Genomic DNA, 22,063 nt, shown 5'->3' with positions numbered 1-22,063 from the left:
ATTGTAATATGTCTGAACAGCTTAGTAAACAAGAAATCTATGATAGAATAAGAGCTACCTCAAAGGATAGCTACATATTAGAAGAAATGCAACGTTTAGGGTTTTGGCAATCCGGGTCCGAACCTACATTGTCTGAAATTCTCATCCATCAGGAAACAAAGATTGAAAAAGAGCTCAATGAACTTTTAGCACAAGACAAAAAGTTTAGCAATAGAGAAGCCATGCTACTCGAAATGCGTAAAGCCCGAATGAAAATTGCGAAGCAAAAAAGAATTGAGACTATACTTAACCGCGAGAAAAAACAGCTGGAAAAGGCAAAAAACTGGAAATTAGTACAGCAACAGCAAATTCTTTATTTAGGTGAAGAAATATCCGGAGGTCTAAATACCAAAGAAACCAATACTACCCTTTTAGAACACTACAATTTACCTGTTTATCAAGATGCGCTGGCATTGGCCAAAGGCATGCAAATTGACCTCAAAGCTTTACAATACCTTGCTTATAACAGAAAGGTTTCTAAAATCAATCACTATCATACTTTTGAGCTTGAAAAAAAATCAGGCGGTAAACGCAAAATATCAGCTCCAAAAGCAAAACTAAAAGAGGTTCAAAGCTGGATTTTAGAAAACATACTTCATAAAATACCTTATACAGAGGAAGCGCATGGTTTTATAAAAGAACGTTCTATAGTAACCAATGCAAAACCACATCTGAACAAAGAGGTTGTGGTTAATATCGATTTAAAAGATTTTTTCCCTACTGTAACCCATAAAAGAGTAAAAGGCTTGTTTCATAAAATAGGCTATTCGGAAGAAATTGCTACTCTTTTGAGTTTACTGTGCACCTACTCTGAAATTAACGAAACCACACTAGACGGCGTTACGTATTACGTGCAATCCGGTGAACGTAAATTGCCACAGGGTTCACCTGCCAGCCCAGCCATAAGCAATATGATTGTTTATAAAATGGATAAAAAAATCAAAGGGTTGGCCAAAAAGTTAAATTTCGACTACAGCCGTTATGCAGACGACATGAGCTTTTCTACTACGAAAGAGAACAGCAAAAATGTATCCCGATTATTATATTTCACTAAAAAAATCATTGAATCGGAAGGTTTCATCATTCATCCCGACAAAATACATGTCATGCGAAAAGGCATGCAACAAAAGGTAACCGGAGTGGTGGTAAATGAGAAACTCAATATTGATCGGATTCAATTGCGAAAATTCCGTGCCCTGCTTCACAATATCGAAAAAAATGGATGGAAGGAGCAACAATGGGGAAAAGCCATTCATTTAATTAATGCTATAGAAGGTTACATCAATTATGTGTTTATGGTTAACCCCGAAAAAGGAGTTGCATTCAAACAGACTTTAAAAAACATTATAAACAAACACGGTTTGCCTATTATAGAAAAAACAAGTATTCCCGAAGAACTGACTCCAATCGCTATTCCGGTTTTGGAGGAGACAGAAGAAACAGTAATGGAGCAAAAGCCGGAGAACTGGTGGAATATTTTTTAATTAATAGCCTTTTTCAATTATGAAATTAATTAAACAGATTAAACTTTTCTATAAAGAAGGGAATTCAGATAAAGTATACGAAATTGACTTATGTTCCATTGATGCCGATAATTATGTGGTCAATTTCAGATATGGAAAAAGAGGCAGCGTGCTGAAAGAAGGAACAAAAACCCCTGAATACGTTTCGGCCGACAAAGCACAAGTAATTTTTGATAAACTTGAAAATGAAAAAAAGGGTAAAGGATACGCTTCAGAGATCGAAACACTAATTGAACTTCCATCTCTAGAAAGTGTAGAACCTGACTCTATAAACGGTGTAATTCTACAACGCTTAGAAGACGCTGTAACAGGCAGAGAGTCTTTTAAAACAAAATGGAAAACGAGCCGTGTTATTTGGAAAGCAGGTTTACTGGACATTAAAGAAGCCATTCCTTATATCATAAAATTAGCATCAAAAGGGGATGATTTACAAACGTATTCTGCTATTTGGTCTTTAATAAAATTTAAATCTACTGAAGCAGAAGCGGTTTTCAGCTCTAATGCTTTACAAGCCAAACAGAAAGAATACATACGAAATCTGGCTCATGAGGGATTATTAGGAATCCTGAAAGATGAAAAATTACAAAAACATATTGCCACCATTCTCGAGACCATACCTCAGGAAGCACGCTATTATATTGATAAAAAGGATTATGACTCGCTGATCCTTTTTCTAAAAGAAGAACTGGAAAACAATTCTATCAATTATCTGACTGCTTTGTATTTAGCAGCAAAATTTGATAGTAAACTACACGAAATTGTTGTTTTTTTACTGGAAGCCGTACCATTCAGACCGCCTTATTTTAAACACATTAGAGCGATCTACAAATTAGCTCATATCAGAAATGATGCCGATGTAATTGCGGTTCTTGCTTATCGTTTTGAAGATGAAAATCCGATGTTCACCCGAACTGTTTCGTTAGAGGGGGACTATTACGATACGCAATTTGTTGCTGCTGTCAATGAAAGAGTAAATATTGGAAAAGAGCTTCGTGCAAAAGACAGTAAAATTGCTTTCTCGAATTTCACCAAACTCTATTTTCAAAAAAACAGCCTTCGCTTTTTAAAGGAACTGGATGCGGAAACAGACTCCAAAAAATACCTCCGATTTGCGGTGTCTATTTTATCTAAATACACAGAAGACAATTACACCAAAGCCGAGAAATCGCCTTTAAACACCTATGGGCAATACAATTACAATGATAGAAAATATTATTACACCGTTGTAGATTATCCGGAGTGTTCTAATTTGTTATTGTTGTCTACTATTTTATTTGGGAATGATAAAAAAAGAATTTTAACGCCTAAGATGAAATTCATTTTAAGTCAGGAAATTTTCTCAAGCAGAAATTATTATTATTATTCTGTAAATGAAGTCACTAAGGTAGAAGACAAAAAAACGGTCAAAGAAGAAAATACAACAGCTGTTCCGAATTCCGAATCTGTTCTTGATGTAGCAAAAAAAGCATTTTCAACTTTCTTTGGTAAAAAAGAAACGGAGAAAAAGTCTCCAAGTCTAATCGTTCCCGAAGAAGAAAAAACAGTCCAAAAAGACGACCAAAATCGTTTAGAGTTATTCCCGGAACATTGGGATGCTTTTCCAGAAGCTTACATTCAGCTTATTATGGAAGCTCAAATGAATATCATTCATGAGTTTGCTTATCATAATTTAAAGGCTCGAAACGATTTTAATACTTTACTAGATCGTTTTGATGAAACAAGCATATTAAACTTATTGAATAGTGATTTTGCTATTCCAAATACTTTAGGGTTCGAAACAATAGTTCTTAAAAATGTAGCGCTTTCTACACAGCTTGGTTTTATTGCAACGGTACTGAATTCTAAAACCGAGTCGGCTAGAAACTGGGCCAAAAACCACATTACAGCAAATCCGACACTATTTCTAAACGATATCGAATGTGTTGTAAAACTGATTTTCAATGAAGTTCCTGATGTAAAAAACTGGATCACGAACACCTTAGAAAATTTTGCTTTTACGGAAGATAAAGCCAAAATAATTACCGGAAAAGTAATCGTTGAGCTCCTTACATTCGAAGAATCTGAAGCCAATAATAAGGCAGCAACATTAGCTATAGAGAGGCTCAAAAAAATAGCTGCCTCACAACTAGAACAACTAAGCTGGGATATTGTAGCGCGTTTAATCTCTTCTGATTTAAAAACAAATAACCTGCTGGCCAGTACTATTTTAATCTTAAAATCTGAAAAAGTAGCCTCAAAAGAAATCCCGTTTTCACTAATTGCGCTTTTCTTAGCAGATGACAGTTTTGAAATTAGAAAAAATGGTATTCAGCTCTTAAACAACTATCAGGAGGATGATTTGCTGGCAAATAGTAGTTCTTTATTAGATTTACTACAGACTAACTATCAAGATGTTCTGGAAGCTGTTTTGGCGCGTATTACACAATTGAGTAAATCAAATTTCGACCTGCTTGACCTTGCGCTCCGCAATACGGTCTATGCCATGATTCGAAAAGAAAAATTTGAAGGTTCGCATCTGATCTTCAAAAAATTCATACTCGAAGAAACGAGTCAGCAGTGGAATACCGCATTAGAACCTCGCGATGTTATCAAATTAATTTACGCCAATTATAGAGAAAGTCAGTTAACCGGATACGAAATATTGAAAAAATATACCCGTAAAGATGCTTTTACAATCCGTCAGATTATCTCTTTAGGAAACCATGAAATTCTGGCCATCCGTCAATGGTGCTGGAATTATTTCATGGATAAAAAAGAACGTATACGCTCTGAAAGAAATAACGCTTTAGCTATACTGGATACGACTTGGGACGATACGAGAACATTTGCCTTTCATTTTTTCAAAACCGAATTTGACGAAACCGACTGGGATTTAGAATGTCTGATCAGTATTGTAGATTCTGTATTGCCTGCTGTTGAACAGTTTGGAAAAGAAATTATCACCCGCTATTTTAATCCGGAAGATGGCGTAACGTACTTAACGAAGTTAAGCCAGCATCCTAGTGTAAATATTCAAATATTTGTTACGAATTACCTCAACACTTATGCTTCCGATAATCTGCCGAAGCTTAAAGAACTTGATTTTTATTTCCGTTCTGTCTTAACACGTGTGCATAAAGCCCGAATTGCAAAACAACGTATTTTTCAATTCTTGCATCTTGAAGGAAAGAAAAATGAAGAAGCTGCTGCTTTTGTAACGCAGATCATCGATGAAGTTTCTGCCACCGTAGCAATACAGGACAAAGCAACTTGTATCGAAATCCTGACCGATTTAAAAACGGTTTACCCGCAATTGCATACCCATTTAATCCTTAAAAACTAAGTTATGTTATTTGATTATAAATACAGCGGAAGCACCATTGTAAATAACACCTCAACAAGTACCGGCATGAGTTTTTCGCCGGATACCTTGCGGGAACCTACTTTTTTTGTTGGAAAACTAAATCAGAAAATAGCCTTCAGAGAAGCTATTTCGGCATTGCACGATGTGGTAATCTCCGATTTACGTTTTTTTCCAAAGGATAAAACAGCTTACAAATTATGGGCTGCAGAACAAGAGAAATTATGGTTAAGCGAGTACATGGCCGATTTTCAGATTGAAAATGTCCGAACCCGCATTCAGGAACTAAAAGAAGAATTAAGCATCGTTCAGAAAGAGAAAAGAACCATCATGGGGCCTTTTAACCAAGCCAAAACCGCCTATTTTGATTATCTCTATAAAAACGACAAAGACGCCTGGTTTGTTCTCGATCCTGTAATTACGGTACATCCCGATGAAGTTTTTTTTGAATGTTTCAGCAAAGACGAATCTTCATACGGAAAATTAAGCTGTAACTATAACATATTTACGGAGATCAGCGACTTTAAGTGTGGCACTACCAATATCGATTATTCGGAAGGATTGTATAATGAATTCCAAAAAATAAGAAACTACAAGGAAACCGAATTTAAAATTGATCCTTCCGGTTTTGAAGCCAAAACAACAAACGAAGAAGTTTACAAGGAAGTAAAAATTGATCTCCCGGATTCCTGGGTCAGAGGTTTTCTACAGGTGAGTTCAGCGATGACTTTGCCAGCAACTGTACTGGATTTACATCCTATGGATATCTTTAGTTTGTGTCAATATTTGCGTCGTTTCAAAGAAAAGAAAGGACCAAGAGCATTACGTTTTGTACTGGAACCGGACAAACCTATCAAAGCAATATTTGAACCTTCGCATGACGAAATAACGTTTCATCGTTCTTTATTTCAAGGAAATGAGTCCAAAACAATTCGTATTTGGGGAAGACGCCGTTTGCTAATTTTGGAAAGATTAATTCCTATTGCCCGCAATTTTAAGGTCGTTTTACTGGGATCCGGTTTGCCTTCCTTTTTCATCGCAGACTTGGGCGATATGTCGTATACTTTAGGCTTATCAGGATGGACTAAAAACGACTGGAGTACTGCCGGAAATTTTGATTTAATGGCACCCCGAACTAATGTCGATTTATTTACGCAGGAAAAAGTTTTCAATGCCTTGAAAGAAAATTGGCTGGATACCTCTGATCATTTGGCTAAAAAACTGAATCTTGACCCTTCAGTAGTTTCGGCCTCATTGGCAGCCTATACACAAGCCGGAAGAGTAATCTATGATTTGAACTTAGGTGTATATCGCGTGAGGGAACTAACTCAGGAGCCTTTGAATATGAAAACCTTGCGTTTTGCAAGTCCACAAGAAGAAATTGCAAATCAATATATAAGCGAAAATCGCATAAAAATTACTTCCAATATAAAAGCAGATCAACTGCAAATCAAAGGAAAAGTAACCGATAAAAATTTCACTTATACTACCCTAGCCGTATTAGACAAAGACAACCGTCTGATTGAAGGCAATTGTGAATGTTCCTTTTACCAATCCAATCAATTGCGAAAAGGACCTTGCGAACATATACTAGCGACCAGAATGGCGTTGCATAACCAAGTGGCGGTATAAATAAAAAGAAGCCGTTTCAGTGCTGAAACGGCTTCTTTTTTCTTTTATGATTTTAATTACTTTATTAAAAAAGCTTACTACTTTTTTAAGTGTACTACACTCAAATTGCCTTAGTTTATCTGCGAAACGCCAATTTTTTCAAGCGTTACTTTAGCATCACCACCTCCGGTTTTTTTAATAATGATTTCATAATTCGAATTCGTTTTCAATAAATTATCCGAAATATAATAGGAGAAGCTCTTTTTTATCCCATCTTCACTTATTGCATGACTTTCATCAACTCCGTGATCATGTTCAAGTCCAAAGAACGTCATTGTTCCAACGTATACATCTTTTTTCTTCGGATAACGAAGATAAACCGTATAGTAATCTTTTGGTTCTTTGTAAGCTACTACATCCAAATTTAGTACAATTTTGGCATTTGCTTTACTGGTAAAAACTTTATTGGTATTTTGAACAAGTTTACTGGTTACTTTATGACTATAATCAGTTCCCCCAAGTGGCTTACCTACTTTTTGTTCCCAGATCACAGCTTCTTTTGAATCTTGAAATGACACTAATTTTTTAGTTTTCGTTTCATTGGCCGCTACAACCGGGGTTTTAGAACCATAAAGTAAATTGTCGTATTTGTAATCTAAATCGAAAACGATCTTGTACACTTCTTCCATTGTATAAGTAAGGTGATCTCCATTAGGCGCTATAAACTGATAAGGCCACGGGTCCGCTTTTAGCTGTTCTAAAGTAGGACGTTCTCCGTAAGCCGAAACATCCCAGGACTCCCAAATACGATCGACCATACTGTGATGCAACCAGAAAACAGGGTCAAATCCTGCCGAATCAACATTTGCCATTAAACCCGATGTCACCTTTTGGTATATTTCATTATAATAACTTTCGCTTGGATCTGCATATCCTCCTCCTATAAGATTATGCATAAAACCATGAGGCGAACCTTCAAGGTTTTGACTAAATCCAGCCGATCCGGTAAAGGAAGGATTGGTTCTCAATTCTTCAAGCGCTAATTGTATCTGCGTAAGTTGCTTTTGAGGAATCGGTTTTCCGTTGTTCAGAACCGTATAACGGGCTGCTGTAAAGAGCGAACCTGATTTGTCTCTTATCGGTTCTGCCAAGATATTATCGACTGTATCTTTACTTCCATAATTCCAATACGGTATAGCAAAATCGTCTTTTCCGGATAATTCACGAACAATTTTTTCTAAAAACCAAATGTACATTCTGTGCCATAAAAGAAAATTTAAAGAAGCTGCATCTGACCCATTATGTGTGCAATCACCCCAAGCCCATAATTTATCTTTATCGGTCTGATACGCCGCACAAAGCGCATTAGGACCATTAATTGCATTCGGGATATTATGTATTGCTCCCTGATAGTACCAGGAAACACCCATCTCACAGCCCATTGCACGCATTTTCTGAAAAGCGATATTCATTGCTTTCAGATTTTCCTGTCCTTGTGGCGTATTGGCGTTCCATCTAATGTATTTCACATTACTTTTACTTTGACCATAGGAGAGCCCCGAAATCAAAATAATAAAGAATAAAAGAGTAATTTTTTTCATTTTGTTTGTTTTTAGGTTTATAATCAGTTGTGTATTGCTGTTAAAGCACATCGACTTCAAAAGTCAAAATCTTCGCATAGCTGGGATTGGCTTTATCATAAATTTTAAATTTTACAATGCCATTACCCGATTTGTTTGCCGGAATCACGTGTATGGCTATAAATCCCTGCTGATCGGCATTTAGTTTATTAAAAGCCGAACCTTTCGGAATCCCGATCTGGCAAGCCCCATGCTGGCACATCGAGCAATCCCATTCTTTGGGAAAAGTGTTTGATACCGTTTCCCAAACCAAATAGATGGGTTTGTTAGAGATATTTTCGACTTTGATTTTAGAAATATCCAGTCGCTTATTTTTCTGCAGACTTTCCTTATTTGTTGCATTTCCCACTACCGAAAAAGTAGCTTTGCTTTGCGCAAATGAGTTCAAAGAGGCAAAAAGCAACATAAAATATAAGATTCTTTTTTTCATGGCTATTGATTTAAATTTTAATAAAAAACCGGAATTTCAGCCTTGTATGCTACCTTTTTTGAAATCGGTTCTATAAAATGATACCTAATCTTTTCCTTCTCGTTTACCTGATCTAAAAAAACAAACACTTCCAGACATTCTCCGGAATGAAGCTGTATTTTATATCCGTTAGGACCTACAATCAGATTGCGATCACTTCCCGAAATGAACTTCAGTTTCGCATCAAATGGAAACTGTATTTCATGAAGGTATAATCCTGAATTAACCAAACGAAGAAGCACCTTCTCTTTTTTATTCACAAACGATTGTAATCCTTTGTTTTCTATCGTTGTTTTTCCATTAATCAAGAAATAATTGGGCTTGTAGAGCGGAAGAAGTATGGGCTTGTTAGAAACATCATATGCTGTACCCATAATAGCATCGGTATGCCATTTGGTATCTATTTCGTTACTGCACCATAGCATTTCCTGCGATGGTTTGTGGTCTAATGAATCTGTCTCTTTTGGGCGTATAATAAGCACTCCAAACATACCGGCCTGAAGATTAAAGGGATAATTCTCGGGACTATAATACAGATAAGTTCCTGCTTTTTTAGCCTGAAAAGAATAAAACCCATGCACCATATGATGAATTGGCTCTTTGACCTTCATTACTTCGTTTTCCGAATTCCGCTGCTGAAACTCAATTTCTTTACAATATAAAGAGACCGGATTTCCTTGCGAAATGTTCCAAAAATCAATACTTACACTATCTCCTTCCCTAGCCTCAATCTCCGATCCCGGGAAAGTAACCTGACCGGAAAGCGAGTCCGTAAAACCGAAAGTACGTATGGTTACGTTTTTTGCAATCGCTAACTTCCCTGTTGTTCGGCCAATAATTAATCTTTCGTTCTGAGCGGACAAAAAGGGGCCGGTGCATACAAAAAGAAATACCAATATACACTTACACCGTCTTTTCATTTCTAAACTCAAATTATCATGTACCAACAATGGTTTGCTATTACAAGTCAAATTTAAAGTTAATTAAAATCAAAAGACTGCGTATAAACACCTGTTTTAGTAGTAAAAATCCGAATTCTATTTCAATTTACTTCTTGAGATAAAATTTAAACAAAATGGAAGGGAATTATTTTTGACAATGTCTTTTTAAGAACAAAATGCATACAACTTTAAAGGTAATCCTGTTATAATCAAAGAGCAAAGCATTCTTTAATTGGAAAACTTTCTGAAGATTCTTGTACTATTTTATTTCGAGCTAAACGAGATAATTTAGGTACTTCTAATAATCTCTTTTCAATACTAATTTTTTTGCTCTTTATATTTTTCCAGACTAAAGTGATTTCTCCAAATATAAATAGAAAGAATTCATATATAAATCTAGCATTCCTTTATATCAAGTTTGTTTTTAATATTGTCCAAGCTCCAAAGTCTTGCGAAGTAAAACTGGATTGGCTTCAATTCCCGTTTAAGTTTTTACCCGAATATATAATTATTGTGTGTTTATGTACCCAAAACCATTTGCAAATAGTCATTGTATTCAAACGTTAAAGCCTTAAAAAACAAAAGCAACGATATAAAACAATTAAAAAACAACTTGAATAGAAGTTTTATGGATAGTATATATTTCACTTCTCTTTCTCCTTCAGAAGGTGCTACAGGAACTACAATTAGATTGTCTACAGATGACAATCCTTATAAGGAGAAGATACCACCGCGATCATTAAAACTTGTTGCTGTACATTTTATACCTTATCGATATCCTGCCGTTCATTCCCCTATTATTGCCGATTCTGGTAGAATATTAGACGAAATCGGTTACTCCCGCTTTTTGGTTAGAGTTCCTTCGGGTATTAGAGTGGGAGAAAATTATGGAGTGCTTTTTAAATTAAAGGAAATAAAATCAAAAAAAGAGTTTTATTTTAGTACTGGTGGTCGGCATCACTTCACCGTTAGATGACAATGTAAACGCAGACTTGAAGTCTTTTAGCTTGATGTGTGCTACACTTTTATAGACCAATCCCTCTAGCGCAAAGATTTTCTTTTGCACGCAGATTTAGCAGATTTGGCCGATCTTATTTACCTCTTAAAAAAATCTGTGTTATCTGCTATCCGAGCGATAGCGAACTGTCGAAGCAAATCTGCGCGCAAAAAAATTAGGTATAAATTAAAAAAGAGCCATACTGCAATAATTAAACTTAGCGCGCCTTGCGGTTATTTTATAGATTAGAATACGACATCTTAGTAGCCCGTGTCATTTCGACGTAAGGAGAAATCACACTAGAAATTCCGCAAAGCAAATCGACAATCGTTGTAGAAATACTTATGCGATTTCTGCTTAGGTTAAAAGGACAAAAAACAAAAAGCTCCGCAATGACGGAGCTTTATTGATATTCTAAAAACTAGAACACTACATTTTAACTTGCTGCACTACTACAGACTTTTTGAATTTCTTCATCTGTAAATGCTGCCAACGTTTGGGCCAAATTTCTGCTCGTACGCAAACAACTGAGCATTTTTAACCTTAAATCGAGATCGCCGCCGTACTCCGTTTCGAGCAGTAACTCGAAAATTTCCTGCAAATACAATGGCTGTTCTTTAAATTCTCCTTCAAACCATTCGTTCGAAAGGAATTTGACCACGGATGGCATTACATCATTGTTTGATGTTTTTTGATTTTCTTGTGTCATAATTAAAAATATTAGACCTCGAAGTGTTTTTGACAACTACAAAGATATGTTTTTTCATGACAAAAAACAATGTATTTACTTACAAAAAAATACTATGATAAATATTTCTCCCTTTTTTAGAAACCATATTTTTCCTCACGCTTTTTAAACGCATCTTTACCTCCCTCAACTATATCTGCAATATGTTCTCTAATTCCCATACTTTTTAAAATATCAGTCTCCGTAGTTTTCTTATCAAAACTATTCTCTATTGGGCCATTTATAAAATCAAACCTAAAAACACTTGTAGTATCAATCTCATTCTGTCCTTTCTGATTGGCCACTATTATATTTTCTGCATCAGAATTGACAACTATATTAGCATTATGCGTAACAATAATAATTTGTCTTTCTAATTTTTTATTTTTTAGATAATAAACCAAATCTAGTGTTATTGATCTATTATCTAGATTGTCCTCAGGTTGATCAATTAGAATAGGTGCTTTTGAAATACTAAGACCAATTATTAACATCAAAATCACAAAACTTGCCTTTCCAGTTGACATTTCTCCTAATTTATCATTTTTATAAGTTATTTTCCAGTAATCAAAAAAATAATCATCAAGTAACACTCTTATGGCTTGTTTCTTGTCGATTCTTGGCAAAATAGAATAATCTCCTTTTAAAATATCAATAAATATTTTCTCTATTTCACTTATAATTTCTTCAAAATTAATTTCTGTTGTACCTTTTTTATTATTATCCAAAATCGAATAATTATTATAAGATGCTTTTCTTCCATCACTAATTTCATAAATATTTTTAGAAAATTTAGGAAAGTTAAATTGGGCAATACCATCAATTTTTAAACCATCACCTTCTAACTGAAATGTGCGTTTTTTTAGTACATTAATTATATCAATATATTTATCAAAGTTGTCTCTATATAACCTAAAAATTTCTTGTTGACAATTTACAATAGTCTGCCTTTTTTCAACAATACTTTTACTTAAAAATTCAATGTCAAGTAATAGTTTTTTATCATCTGTTATTGATTTACTTAAAATTTCAATTTGCTTTTTTAATTCTAAATTTTGTTGAAATGGTTCTAATTCTTTTTGTAAAGTTTTTTTTTCTTCATTAATTAAAATTAGATTACTTTTTAAAATATTATCATTTTTAAAATGTCGTGTTCCATCCTCACCTGTATTAATTTCTATTTCATTAAGGATACTAAAAATATCATTATTTACATCATCAATAAATGATAATTTATCATTATAATATTCTTTTACATTCTCTGTTTTAATATTTTTTATTAAATCTGTTTTCTTTCCCAGTATTTCAGATGAAAGCCTGCTTATCTCAAAAAAAAGATTTGTTACAGTTGTATAATCGTCTTTCCACTCATTATTTTTTATCGTATTTACTTCTAGTTTTTCTTGAATTTTTTTATAAGACGAAATGTCTTTTTCTGTTAAACCTGCTTCTTTATTTAATTTTTCAACTTTTTCAGTATTAGAAATAATATTTTTTTCAAGAACCTCTTTATTAGATTTGGTCTTTAATTCCGATTCACTCTTTCCAACATCATCTAAGGATTCAAAATATTTATCAATTAAAGCTTCTCTATCCTTGTCATTTTGCTTAACAATTCTAATGAATTGATCATATTCAGATTTTGAATCTTCATCTTCATTAATCAAATCACGAACAAGCTTGTTTAGAGATTTTCCTTTTTTATTTAATTCAGGCTCTGCTAGTTTAACCAGATAATTTTGTGGAATATATTTAATATCTGGAATAATTGAATTCTCTTCTTTATTACGAAACATTTTTTGAATAATTCCAGCATGAGTAGTAACTTCAAAATTAAAATCTGAATCAATTAACTTTAAATCATACTTTTCAATTGAATTTTCATTTTTCAATATTGCATCATCAACTAATAATGTCTTTGCAATAGAATATAGAAAAATTGATTTACCAGAAGACTTTCCCCCTATTATAACATTTAAATTTGGATTTAAATAAATATCGTTATTTGCAAAAATTTTACTGGGAGAAATAAACTTAACTCTATCTATAATTACTTTATCTTCTTTAAAATCAGGCTTATCATTTTGTATCTTAACTCTTTGTTCAGGCTCATAACATATTTGACGTAATCCTTCAAAAGTCAAATCTGTCTTAACCCACGTAAACTTATCAAATAGTGTATCTTCACTATGAGAATCACACCCAACAATACATGGTTTTAAAGAGCCAACGTGTTGAATAACTTCTTCTTTTGAAGTTTTTCTTCCCAAAAAGTATTCTTTATCTGAAGGCGCATTTGAAAATATAATATGAGTTGCTTTGTAAATAGATTTTACTGTTCCCAATAAACTTCCTGATTCTTTTTCAAATTCCTCATAGTAATCTTTTAATCCTGAAACACCATCATTCGATTTACTACTAACCGCAACCAAAGAATTATCTCGAATCAATTTATTTTTTTCTAGTAAAGATTTTATTTTGCCAAATTCTATATTGTAATTATCAATTCCATATTTGTATAATTGATCTTCATTTAAAGATTCCTTTATATTTTTAGCATAATCTTTAATTCCCTGATAGTTCATTAAAAAATTATCAACATTGGAAATTTTATTAAAAAACTCATTATTCAAATTTCCCACAATATTGGGATTAAATATAAAATGTAAGTTTATAAATTTTCCTCTTTTAGTAGTTGGAGAAATACGTAATTCAACATTTGGAAAAATGAATATTTTTTGAATAAATTCGATTTCATCATCAGAAAAAAGTTTCTCACCCCAATCATCATCTACTTTATTATCTATCTCTTTAACATACTTAATTGCATCTAAGTATCTATCAATTGAAAAATAATCCGTTATACCAATTGCTTCAACTTTATTTTGATATGCTTTCTTAAAAAATGTATAAAAAAAATCATCCATACTTGAAGAAGCAAAATGATCATTTTTATTTGTCCCCTTAGTATGAACATGGAAGTTCCATTTTCTCCATTCTGATCCTCTACTAATTATGCTCATAATATTTTTAATTTTATTATTGAATAATCCGAAAACATTTAGTTATATAATATTGTTCTACTAACAAATCTAAATCAAATTCAATCAACAACTTTACGGATTTCCATAAATCCAAAAAATTGAATCTTTTTCAAATATAGCTAAAACAAATAGCCAAAAAATCAAGCAAAAACCCCTGATTTTAAAACATAAAAAAAGCGTTTTAAAACTAAAACGCTTTTCTGTTATTTATACAATTCCTCCCGAATCCTAATCAAAGTTTCTATCACCTTTACTTCATCCGGAGCTTCTTGCATAGCCGAAGTTTTATAATAACTTTCAATAGAAACAATCAAATCATCAGCCATTTGCAGTAAGTCATCGTATACTCTGTTTCCGGCTTTGATGTCTAATAATTCCTCCCGATTGTTAACTTTTATATTCAGTTTTCCGGTAGAACCAATTTGTTCAGCGGTTTGCAAAAGTCGGATGGTGTGCATCATGTTTTTGCTGTCGTAATTTTTTCCGTGTTGCTGGTTGGTGTTGTAGCGGTCTTCATTTCGTTTCTCGATCCAGCTCCAATAATCAGTATATTCTTTACAGTATTTCGAATAACCGTCTTGGTTGCAGGATAAATAAGCAATGCTATTTTGACCTTTAGGAACAGACGAAAGCGAAACATCATTTGAGATTTCTTTTTGTATAATTCCTTTGTAACCCAATGTGCTATCGGCATCGTAAAACAACGCAAACATTCCTTTGGAGTTCGGCAGATTCACCAATCCGCATTGTTCCTGATTTAGGCTATTTTCTGTCAGATAGGCTGCCAAAGAAATTGTTTCGTAGCCTTTTAGGATATAACAAAAATCTAAAAGACTTTTCTTTTCCTTCGGCATTGGATTGACGATTTTCTTGTTTAAACCTCTCGCTTTTTTAATCTGCGATACGGCATAACCAGCAAAAGAATCTTTGCAGAGTTTAGACAGAAAGTCTTCTATCTTTAAACAATCCATCAACGGGTGTTTGTACAGTATACAATCTTCGGGAGTCGCAAGAATCTCCAGGATATTGGGGTTATTCTTTAGGAGCAATTCCACAAAACGACCGATTTCATAATAGACCTCATCGTTGGTTTCGTTTGCTATTTGCGAAATATACTCTAAACCAAAGAATTTCTCTTTCGGCAGATAATAAACACCTTTTATATCGGTATCAGAAGCAGGCGTATTTAACCCAAAAGATTTGCTTCCTGAAATAACTTCAAAAAGAATCAGGTTTTGGGATTTTAGGTCTTGTATGGTCATGGTTTATAAAATGTTATGGAATGGACTTGTATTAATAAGTCAAAAATCTATTTAGAGCTAAATTAACTCGATGTGCATAATTATTTTAACACATAGAAACATAGCTTGTAAAGTTTGAAAAAGTCGTTTTACTTACAATAAACCGCATAGTGCTATGCGAAAAAATCATGATTTCTAAAACCATCTTGATTCATAGTTCAAAAAACCTATGTTTCTATGCGGTAAATACCAGTTTAGGGATTATATCAAACGGGTTAGTTTAACTATTCTTTATCAGCCTGTTTTTTTTCTTTTGATTTACTTGCCTGACTTAGACGCTCCGCTTGTAATCTCGCTTTCTCTATGGTAACGGGAGATTGCTTGGACAATATTTCCATACCTAACTTAGCTCTTTCCTCAAATGATATGTTGCAGTTCATTTTTATGAAGTTAAAGACCGAAGGTAAGAATTATTCTCCTGCGATAAACTAAACAGATTATTGCTGAAATTTGCATTCGTTTTGCTGTTGAAATTATTTCTCGAAAAGTCGCAAAAGCGCAAAGTTTTTTTTCTAAGAAACTTTGCAACTTTACCTCTCTGCATCTAAATTCCAAAAAAGCTCTTCGCATTCTTTGTCGTTTCTTCCGCCACTTTATCTAAAGGAATGCCTTTAAACTGTGCAATCGTTCCTGCTACATAAGGCAGAAATGCAGGTTCACAACGGCGTTCGTGGTATTTCTTCAAGAGGCTGTTTGGAACATTTTTTGGCAGCATAAAGGGCGCATCGGTTTCAATCATTATTTTGTCGAGTGGCACGTATTGAATGACTTCTTTTAAATGCTCAAATCGCTTGCTGTCTGATATTGCCCCAGTAAAGCCAAGATAAAATCCGTTATCGAGATAGGTCTTAGCTTCTTGCAGAGTTCCCGTAAAACAATGTACAACAGCTTTGGGCAGTTTCGGCAAATACTCGCTTGTAATACTCATAAAACGTGTGAAAGCTGCTCTTTCGTGAAGAAATAAAGGCTTCTGAATCTCGATCGCTAATTCTAAATGGGCTTTATAACAGTCTTCCTGCACGTTCCTGGGCGAAAAATCACGATCGAAATCAAGTCCGCACTCTCCAACTGAAACAACATGTTTCTGCTGTAATAAATTCTTAAGTTTCGAAATACTCTGATGGTCAAAACTCTTCGCATCATGCGGATGTATTCCCGCAGTAGAGTATAAAACCCCCCGAATATTGTTTGGCAATCTTTGATGATTCTTCGCTGTTTCTTATGCTTGTTCCCGTAAGGATCATTTTTGTTACATCGGCATCTATTGCGTCTTGTACGATATCGTCTATATCGTTTTGGAATTGTTTATTGGTTAGGTTGATACCTATGTCTATATATGTTTTCATTTTTTTTCTTGTGAAATGTTTAATGTTAGAAGTGAAATGCTTGCTAACATGTGTTCTTTTATTTTTTTTAAAAGCAAAGACGCAAAGTTTTTCTCTCTCAGAACCTCGTAACTCAGACCCTCAGCACCTTTCTCTCCCCCCATCTGTCAGGCTGAGCGAAGTCGAAGCCCCTTTTATCTTAACCAGCCTTCGACTTCGCTCAGGGTGACAATCGTACAAATAAGAAATTTTCTCAGAACCTCAGTAACTCAACACCTTTGTTCCTCTGTACCTTTGAACCTTTTCCAAAAATTTCTCGCAAAGCCGCAAAAGCGCAAAGTTTTTTTCCTCAGAATCTCAGCACTTTTCTCCCCCCATCTATCAGGCTGAGCGAAGTCGAAGTCCCTTTCCTCTAAAAATCCCCGTAATAGACCTGAAAACACGGCAACTTCAAATCATTTCTCCAGGTATCTACTACTTGATTTCTGTCGTCTAATACAAATTCAACAAAATAATTATCCTTGATAAATTCATTGTAAATCTCAGTTTTAATGATTGAATCTTTTCTATAGTCTTTTGTTTTTCTCATGATTAGAGCATCGTAACCGATTTCGTGTTTTGCTAGGAAACGTAAAGTCGGTTCTCTGTATTGGTCTTCTCTTCCCGAAACTAAGAGTATTTTGTAACCCAATTTCTTGTAGTTTCTCAATACATTGGCTACCGGATTATTCAATTCGTCTTCATCGCATTTACTGGCGTCAAAGGGGTTTCTTCCATTCATTAAGGCTAGAGTTCCGTCGAGGTCGCAGATAATAGCTTTTGGCAGCTCCGGATTTTGAACACAGTATTCAGGAGAATCTTTGAAAAACTGACGGTGCATTTTTCGGATTAATTTTTCTCCAACCGGTTTTGCTCTCAAAGTATCTCTTTCTATACAAACTTCAACATCAGTGTTTACTTCTATTACTTCAACCACCACTTTTTCATTAAATTCTGCGTTGTATTCTTCTACCAATTGTGAAACACGTCTAAGATTTGTTTCAGACAAATTAGTATCATCAATCACAAGACTTTTTCCCTCTTCAAGAGATTTTGTGATTAAGATATCACGAATTTTTTTGACAAACTTCTCGTTTCTCTGACTTGTAAATCCGTTATCAAACATAGCACGCAAATCATCTCTATTAATACGTTTGTATGTTTCAGGATTTTCTGAAATTATCTTTTTTGCCAAAGTCGATTTACCGCTTCCAGGCAATCCTTTCATTAAAATTACTTTTCTCATTTTATTCTTCTCCTTTATTAAACGGTTTTTCAAATGTTGGGCGAATCATTTTCCAGATTATGGGCGAATAGTCTCTATTTTTAAGCATCGAAAATAGTATACTTGGATGTTTACAAGTCAAAAAATAGAGCGCTGTTTCTTTTACCGATTCCAGAACTTTAAAATCTTTTTGGCATTGCTTTTCGATTACGGCATACTTGTTTTCTAAATCGGTTTTGGTTTGTTTCACCCAGTCGAAAAATTCATCGGGTACACGTTCTAAAACTTCTTCCATCGATTGATTGGTTTTCAGATATTCCCAAATATTCAGATTAGAAACCTGCGTGATAATTCGATGCAAACGAAGGTATTCTTCGAACTTAATTTTCACTCTGAAGTTATTGGAATATTTAATCACAAACCCTTCTTTATTTTCTTTATTCATTGCAGACAATATATGGATATCGCTGATTCCATCGTACTTCTCAACTATTGGAAAACCAATGTCTTCAAGCGGAAATTCTTCTCCGGATTGTGTATCAATAACCGCCAGTAAAACCAACTCTTCCGAGGTTCCGTAATCTAAAACAATACGGTTCTGAGGATAAATAATCTCAAACAAATAGGTTTTATTTTTATCTAAAAGCGGCCAGGAATCCTTATATTTTCCATGCAGCATTTCATTTGCTTTATCGGATTGGTCGCTGGCAAATGAACCCCGGCTTGCCATAAACGGGACCTCTTCGATCCAATATAAAATTCCCATCGAGCCGTCCATTTTATCATAGACTTCAAAAGAAGATTTAGGAAGTATTTGATTTTCACATTCACCTAAATTAAAAAACTTTGCAAAAGGTCTCGCCACGACATTAAAATCTTCATCTAAAATCAGCCCTCTGCAACTTAATGTAACTTCATTCCATATTCTTTCAAATTGTGCATTTTGAGTATAATTGTAGATATATAAATTATGTTCAGGGTGTTTGTTTACCTTGACATAGTTTTTGGAAATCATTTCTTGTAAAAGTGTTGTATTCATGTGTTCTAATCTTTCAAACAAAGATTCAAAATCAAGTACGCAATTATTTTGCGTAGTTTAAATTATTCTAACTGCTAAACATAATATGTACCGTTCCTACGGAACTTAATTTTGATGCACGTTATTTTTCAACGGATTAAAATCCGTTGCTAAAAATGAAATCGTTCCGATGGAACTTGCTTTGACTATTATAGTAAATAAAACAATATTCCCTAAATTTTACCAGATTATAAATGGTATTTTTTATATTTAATAATCTTCAAAAAAGAAATATGGGATAACATGAATTTTAATTTGCTATAGTTACGAAGTAAAAAACAAAAAAAGTTCGATAGGAATGAAAAATATTATAGCAACGGATTTCAATCCGTTGAAAAATGACGTGCATCAAAATTCAATCCCTTAGGAACGTCCTATTTATAATAGCAAAAACCACGAACTCTTAAGAATTCGTGGTTTCCATCCTAATCTATTAATAATTGTGTAACCGCAGCAGCGTTCATTGCCCATTGTGCGTTGTACACCTCATCAGCATCTTCATCATCGGTGATTGTCAAATTTTGAGCTTCCGCTTTTAATTGTAACAGACTACCGATATTTAATTTACTATTCAACTTTGCTAACAATGCCTGAACTCCTTTAAAATCCAAACCTTTTACCACTTGACCTCCGAAAGTCATCTCTAACCAAACGATTTCTCTTTTGGCTACATCCAAGACTCCAAAAACCAAACCTTTCGCAGCACTTTGTGTCACACGAACCTGATGATCTACACAAGACGGATCGTAAGCAACTCCGGTTCTTTCCGAAATTTTCATCGGATATTTACTGTTCATCCAGCCTACAACGAGGTTTGGCGAAATACTTCCATTACTATATGCATTGCAGGTAAAGGTCACAAATTTTGCGCTGGCTTTTGCCAATTCGTCTATATTGATGTTGATGTATTCAGCTGTTCCAATTTTATTCGGAATACTCCTGATATCACCACTATGCTGACAACCTTTTGTTGATAATCTGCTAAAAGAACAGATATCGGCACTGTTTTCATAAGCGATATGACAGCTTAAATCCATATCCAAATGTTGCGCCGGTAAATCTACACCCCATTGCATAAACAATCGCACTTCGTTGCCTTCAATCGGAAAACGAGTTCCCATTAAAGCTACCGGTAAATCCTGAACAGAATCGCTTCGGTCTCCAATCGAAATCGGCATGTTGTATAATTGCGAATCGATATAAATCGTTTTATTGGTATTTTTAATCGCTGCGAATCTTTTTTTCATAGCCAAAATACACAAATCCTCAATCTGATTTTTCATCTCTTCTAATTGCAATTCGTCATACAATCCTAACAAGGCAGTTGGATTTACTCGTTTATTAGTTCCTCCCAAAGGCTTCACACTTCTCTGCATGTTTTTATCAAAATAATTTTGTGCATACATATTCAATGTAAAAATCAATCTTGCCGGAACTTTATCGATAATTTCAGAAAAATGTGCAATCGTTTCGTCTGCACCAAACCAAAGCATATTTGAAAATAACGAACGTGCAAACAAACCCGGACGTTGTTTCAATAAGTCAAATGTTTTAGCTGCGTCAAATTTTAATCGGGCTGTAGTAACTTTACTTTGCCAAACTTCATAGGTTTGGTTGTAAAATACATCTAATAAATCGGCTAATTTTTCAAAACCTTTTCTTTTACTGTATTCAGCCAAACGCAACGCTCTTATAAAACGCACCCATATTCCTCTTTTTGGATGCATGATTTCGCACATAGCCTCAACATTCATATCTAAATGGTTTAACCAGGAAGCGACCATCAAACATTCTTTTCTCGAATATTTAAGTTTCAAATCTTTTTTAGCCAAAACTTTAGACTGTGCGCTTTGATCTGCACCAAAATTGAAATGTTGTCCGTTTTTAGATGCTCTTTTTACGATTGTTTTTGGCTCGATAATTTGTAATAAACCAGTATTTTTAAACCATAAATATCGTAAGATATCAGTTGGTGTTTTAAAATATGGAGTCGCATTTTCAGCCTGACCGTTTTCAATTAAAACATCGATCACCAACATCAAAGTTTCTTTGATCCCGATCTCTACCTTTGGCAAAGGCAAGTATTTCATAGCTGTTTTTAAGCTTTCGACCTGCGTTGCGTCTAAAGCGGTTTTAGATTGCAATAACGATTTATAAAAGTCTTCGAAGGCTGTTTCATCCCACAATTCAAGCACTTTTAATTTGCTTCCCTGACCGAACTTTTCGATTTTACCAAATTCGAATGGAGAACCACAAAACGGGCAACCGTTATATCTTTCTAGAGGAAAAGTATGATCGGGAATCATATGTCCACATGGCAAATTCGTACCATTGGTTCTATTAAAAACATTAGCAAAAAAAGTGGCTACGTGATCAAAAACAGATTCTCCGGTTGGAATATTCCATTCTTTAACCAAAGGTGTCCAGTTTTTCCCTGTTCCTAAAACCTCTTTTAAAACCTCTAAAACATCCACTTTATAATTCGGGCTTACATTGTTTAAAGCATGCAATAAGGATTCCGAAAAGGTAAATCCGAGTTTGGAGACATTGGCTGCTAAAACCGATGTTGTTGCCGATAATTTTTTGATATCATTGGCTATATATTCACTTGGAATAAAAATAGCATTTTGACGTAAACTGATTTTTACTACTTCTTTTGTTTTCATTTTTTTTAAATTTTAAAAATTTAGATAATGGTGTTTCTGATTCTACCCTAAAGATTTTGAAGTAAGAAACACTTGACCTTAAATTTGAGGGTAATCGA

14 protein-coding genes and 1 pseudogene are annotated in these 22,063 nt (G+C 34.2%); 4 read left to right on the top strand and 11 right to left on the bottom strand.

From position 1 onward, the window contains the following. Positions 1-8 precede the first annotated feature (8 nt). The 3 genes from ACHRV5_RS19350 to ACHRV5_RS19340 are packed head-to-tail and all read left to right on the top strand — an operon-like array spanning position 9 to position 6,534. Positions 9-1,523, top strand: a complete 1,515-nt coding sequence (locus ACHRV5_RS19350; RefSeq protein WP_395427859.1) for a reverse transcriptase family protein — start codon at positions 9-11, stop codon at positions 1,521-1,523. Positions 1,524-1,542: 19 nt separating this feature from the next. Further along, the gene (locus tag ACHRV5_RS19345; protein WP_395427858.1) at positions 1,543-4,884 is read left to right on the top strand and encodes a WGR domain-containing protein; all 3,342 of its coding nucleotides are present in this window, start codon (positions 1,543-1,545) and stop codon (positions 4,882-4,884) included. A 3-nt stretch (positions 4,885-4,887) separates the two neighbouring features. Then, positions 4,888-6,534: an SWIM zinc finger family protein gene (locus ACHRV5_RS19340; protein WP_395427857.1), complete on the top strand. Its 1,647-nt coding sequence runs from the start codon at positions 4,888-4,890 to the stop codon at positions 6,532-6,534. 110 nt (positions 6,535-6,644) lie between these two features. Here ACHRV5_RS19340 and ACHRV5_RS19335 read toward each other — a convergent pair whose 3' ends face one another. The 3 genes from ACHRV5_RS19335 to ACHRV5_RS19325 are packed head-to-tail and all read right to left on the bottom strand — an operon-like array spanning position 6,645 to position 9,485. After that, positions 6,645-8,114 (bottom strand): tyrosinase family protein, encoded by a 1,470-nt coding sequence (locus ACHRV5_RS19335; RefSeq protein WP_395427856.1) that lies wholly within the window; start codon positions 8,112-8,114, stop codon positions 6,645-6,647. Between the two features lie 40 nt (positions 8,115-8,154). Further along, positions 8,155-8,583 (bottom strand): hypothetical protein, encoded by a 429-nt coding sequence (locus ACHRV5_RS19330; RefSeq protein ID WP_395427855.1) that lies wholly within the window; start codon positions 8,581-8,583, stop codon positions 8,155-8,157. Positions 8,584-8,600: 17 nt separating this feature from the next. After that, complete coding sequence (locus ACHRV5_RS19325) at positions 8,601-9,485, bottom strand: multicopper oxidase domain-containing protein (protein WP_395427854.1); 885 nt, start codon at positions 9,483-9,485, stop codon at positions 8,601-8,603. A 706-nt stretch (positions 9,486-10,191) separates the two neighbouring features. Here ACHRV5_RS19325 and ACHRV5_RS19320 point away from each other — a divergent pair. Next, complete coding sequence (locus tag ACHRV5_RS19320; protein WP_047773655.1) at positions 10,192-10,539, top strand: hypothetical protein; 348 nt, start codon at positions 10,192-10,194, stop codon at positions 10,537-10,539. A gap of 457 nt (positions 10,540-10,996) precedes the next feature. On the opposite strand, the gene ACHRV5_RS19315 is transcribed toward ACHRV5_RS19320, so the two are convergent. The 8 genes and pseudogenes from ACHRV5_RS19315 to ACHRV5_RS19280 form a co-directional block, all read right to left on the bottom strand. Continuing rightward, positions 10,997-11,269, bottom strand: coding sequence for a hypothetical protein (locus tag ACHRV5_RS19315; protein WP_395427853.1), 273 nt, complete (start codon positions 11,267-11,269; stop codon positions 10,997-10,999). 116 nt (positions 11,270-11,385) lie between these two features. Beyond that, positions 11,386-14,310 carry a TrlF family AAA-like ATPase gene (locus ACHRV5_RS19310; RefSeq protein ID WP_395427852.1) on the bottom strand — a complete coding sequence of 975 codons (2,925 nt, stop codon included), beginning with the start codon at positions 14,308-14,310 and terminating at the stop codon, positions 11,386-11,388. A gap of 224 nt (positions 14,311-14,534) precedes the next feature. Next, positions 14,535-15,593, bottom strand: a complete 1,059-nt coding sequence (locus ACHRV5_RS19305; RefSeq protein WP_395427851.1) for a DNA polymerase beta superfamily protein — start codon at positions 15,591-15,593, stop codon at positions 14,535-14,537. Positions 15,594-15,856: 263 nt separating this feature from the next. Further along, positions 15,857-16,012, bottom strand: a complete 156-nt coding sequence (locus ACHRV5_RS19300) for a hypothetical protein (protein WP_395427850.1) — start codon at positions 16,010-16,012, stop codon at positions 15,857-15,859. A 164-nt stretch (positions 16,013-16,176) separates the two neighbouring features. Continuing rightward, positions 16,177-16,978: pseudogene (locus tag ACHRV5_RS19295) on the bottom strand (TatD family hydrolase). A gap of 391 nt (positions 16,979-17,369) precedes the next feature. After that, entirely contained in the window at positions 17,370-18,242 is an 873-nt protein-coding gene (locus ACHRV5_RS19290) for an AAA family ATPase (RefSeq protein ID WP_395427849.1), read from the bottom strand. A 1-nt stretch (position 18,243) separates the two neighbouring features. Beyond that, positions 18,244-19,260, bottom strand: a complete 1,017-nt coding sequence (locus ACHRV5_RS19285; RefSeq protein WP_395427848.1) for an RNA ligase — start codon at positions 19,258-19,260, stop codon at positions 18,244-18,246. Between the two features lie 464 nt (positions 19,261-19,724). Further along, a complete protein-coding gene (locus tag ACHRV5_RS19280; protein WP_395427847.1) occupies positions 19,725-21,965 on the bottom strand; it encodes a hypothetical protein in 2,241 nt (746 codons plus the stop codon). Positions 21,966-22,063 lie beyond the last annotated feature (98 nt).

The sequence above is a fragment of the Flavobacterium sp. FlaQc-52 genome, from assembly GCF_044007495.1.
Lineage (GTDB): Bacteria > Bacteroidota > Bacteroidia > Flavobacteriales > Flavobacteriaceae > Flavobacterium > Flavobacterium cupriresistens.
Note: the sequence above shows the minus strand (reverse complement) of the source record. Positions and strands in the feature narration are given on the sequence as shown.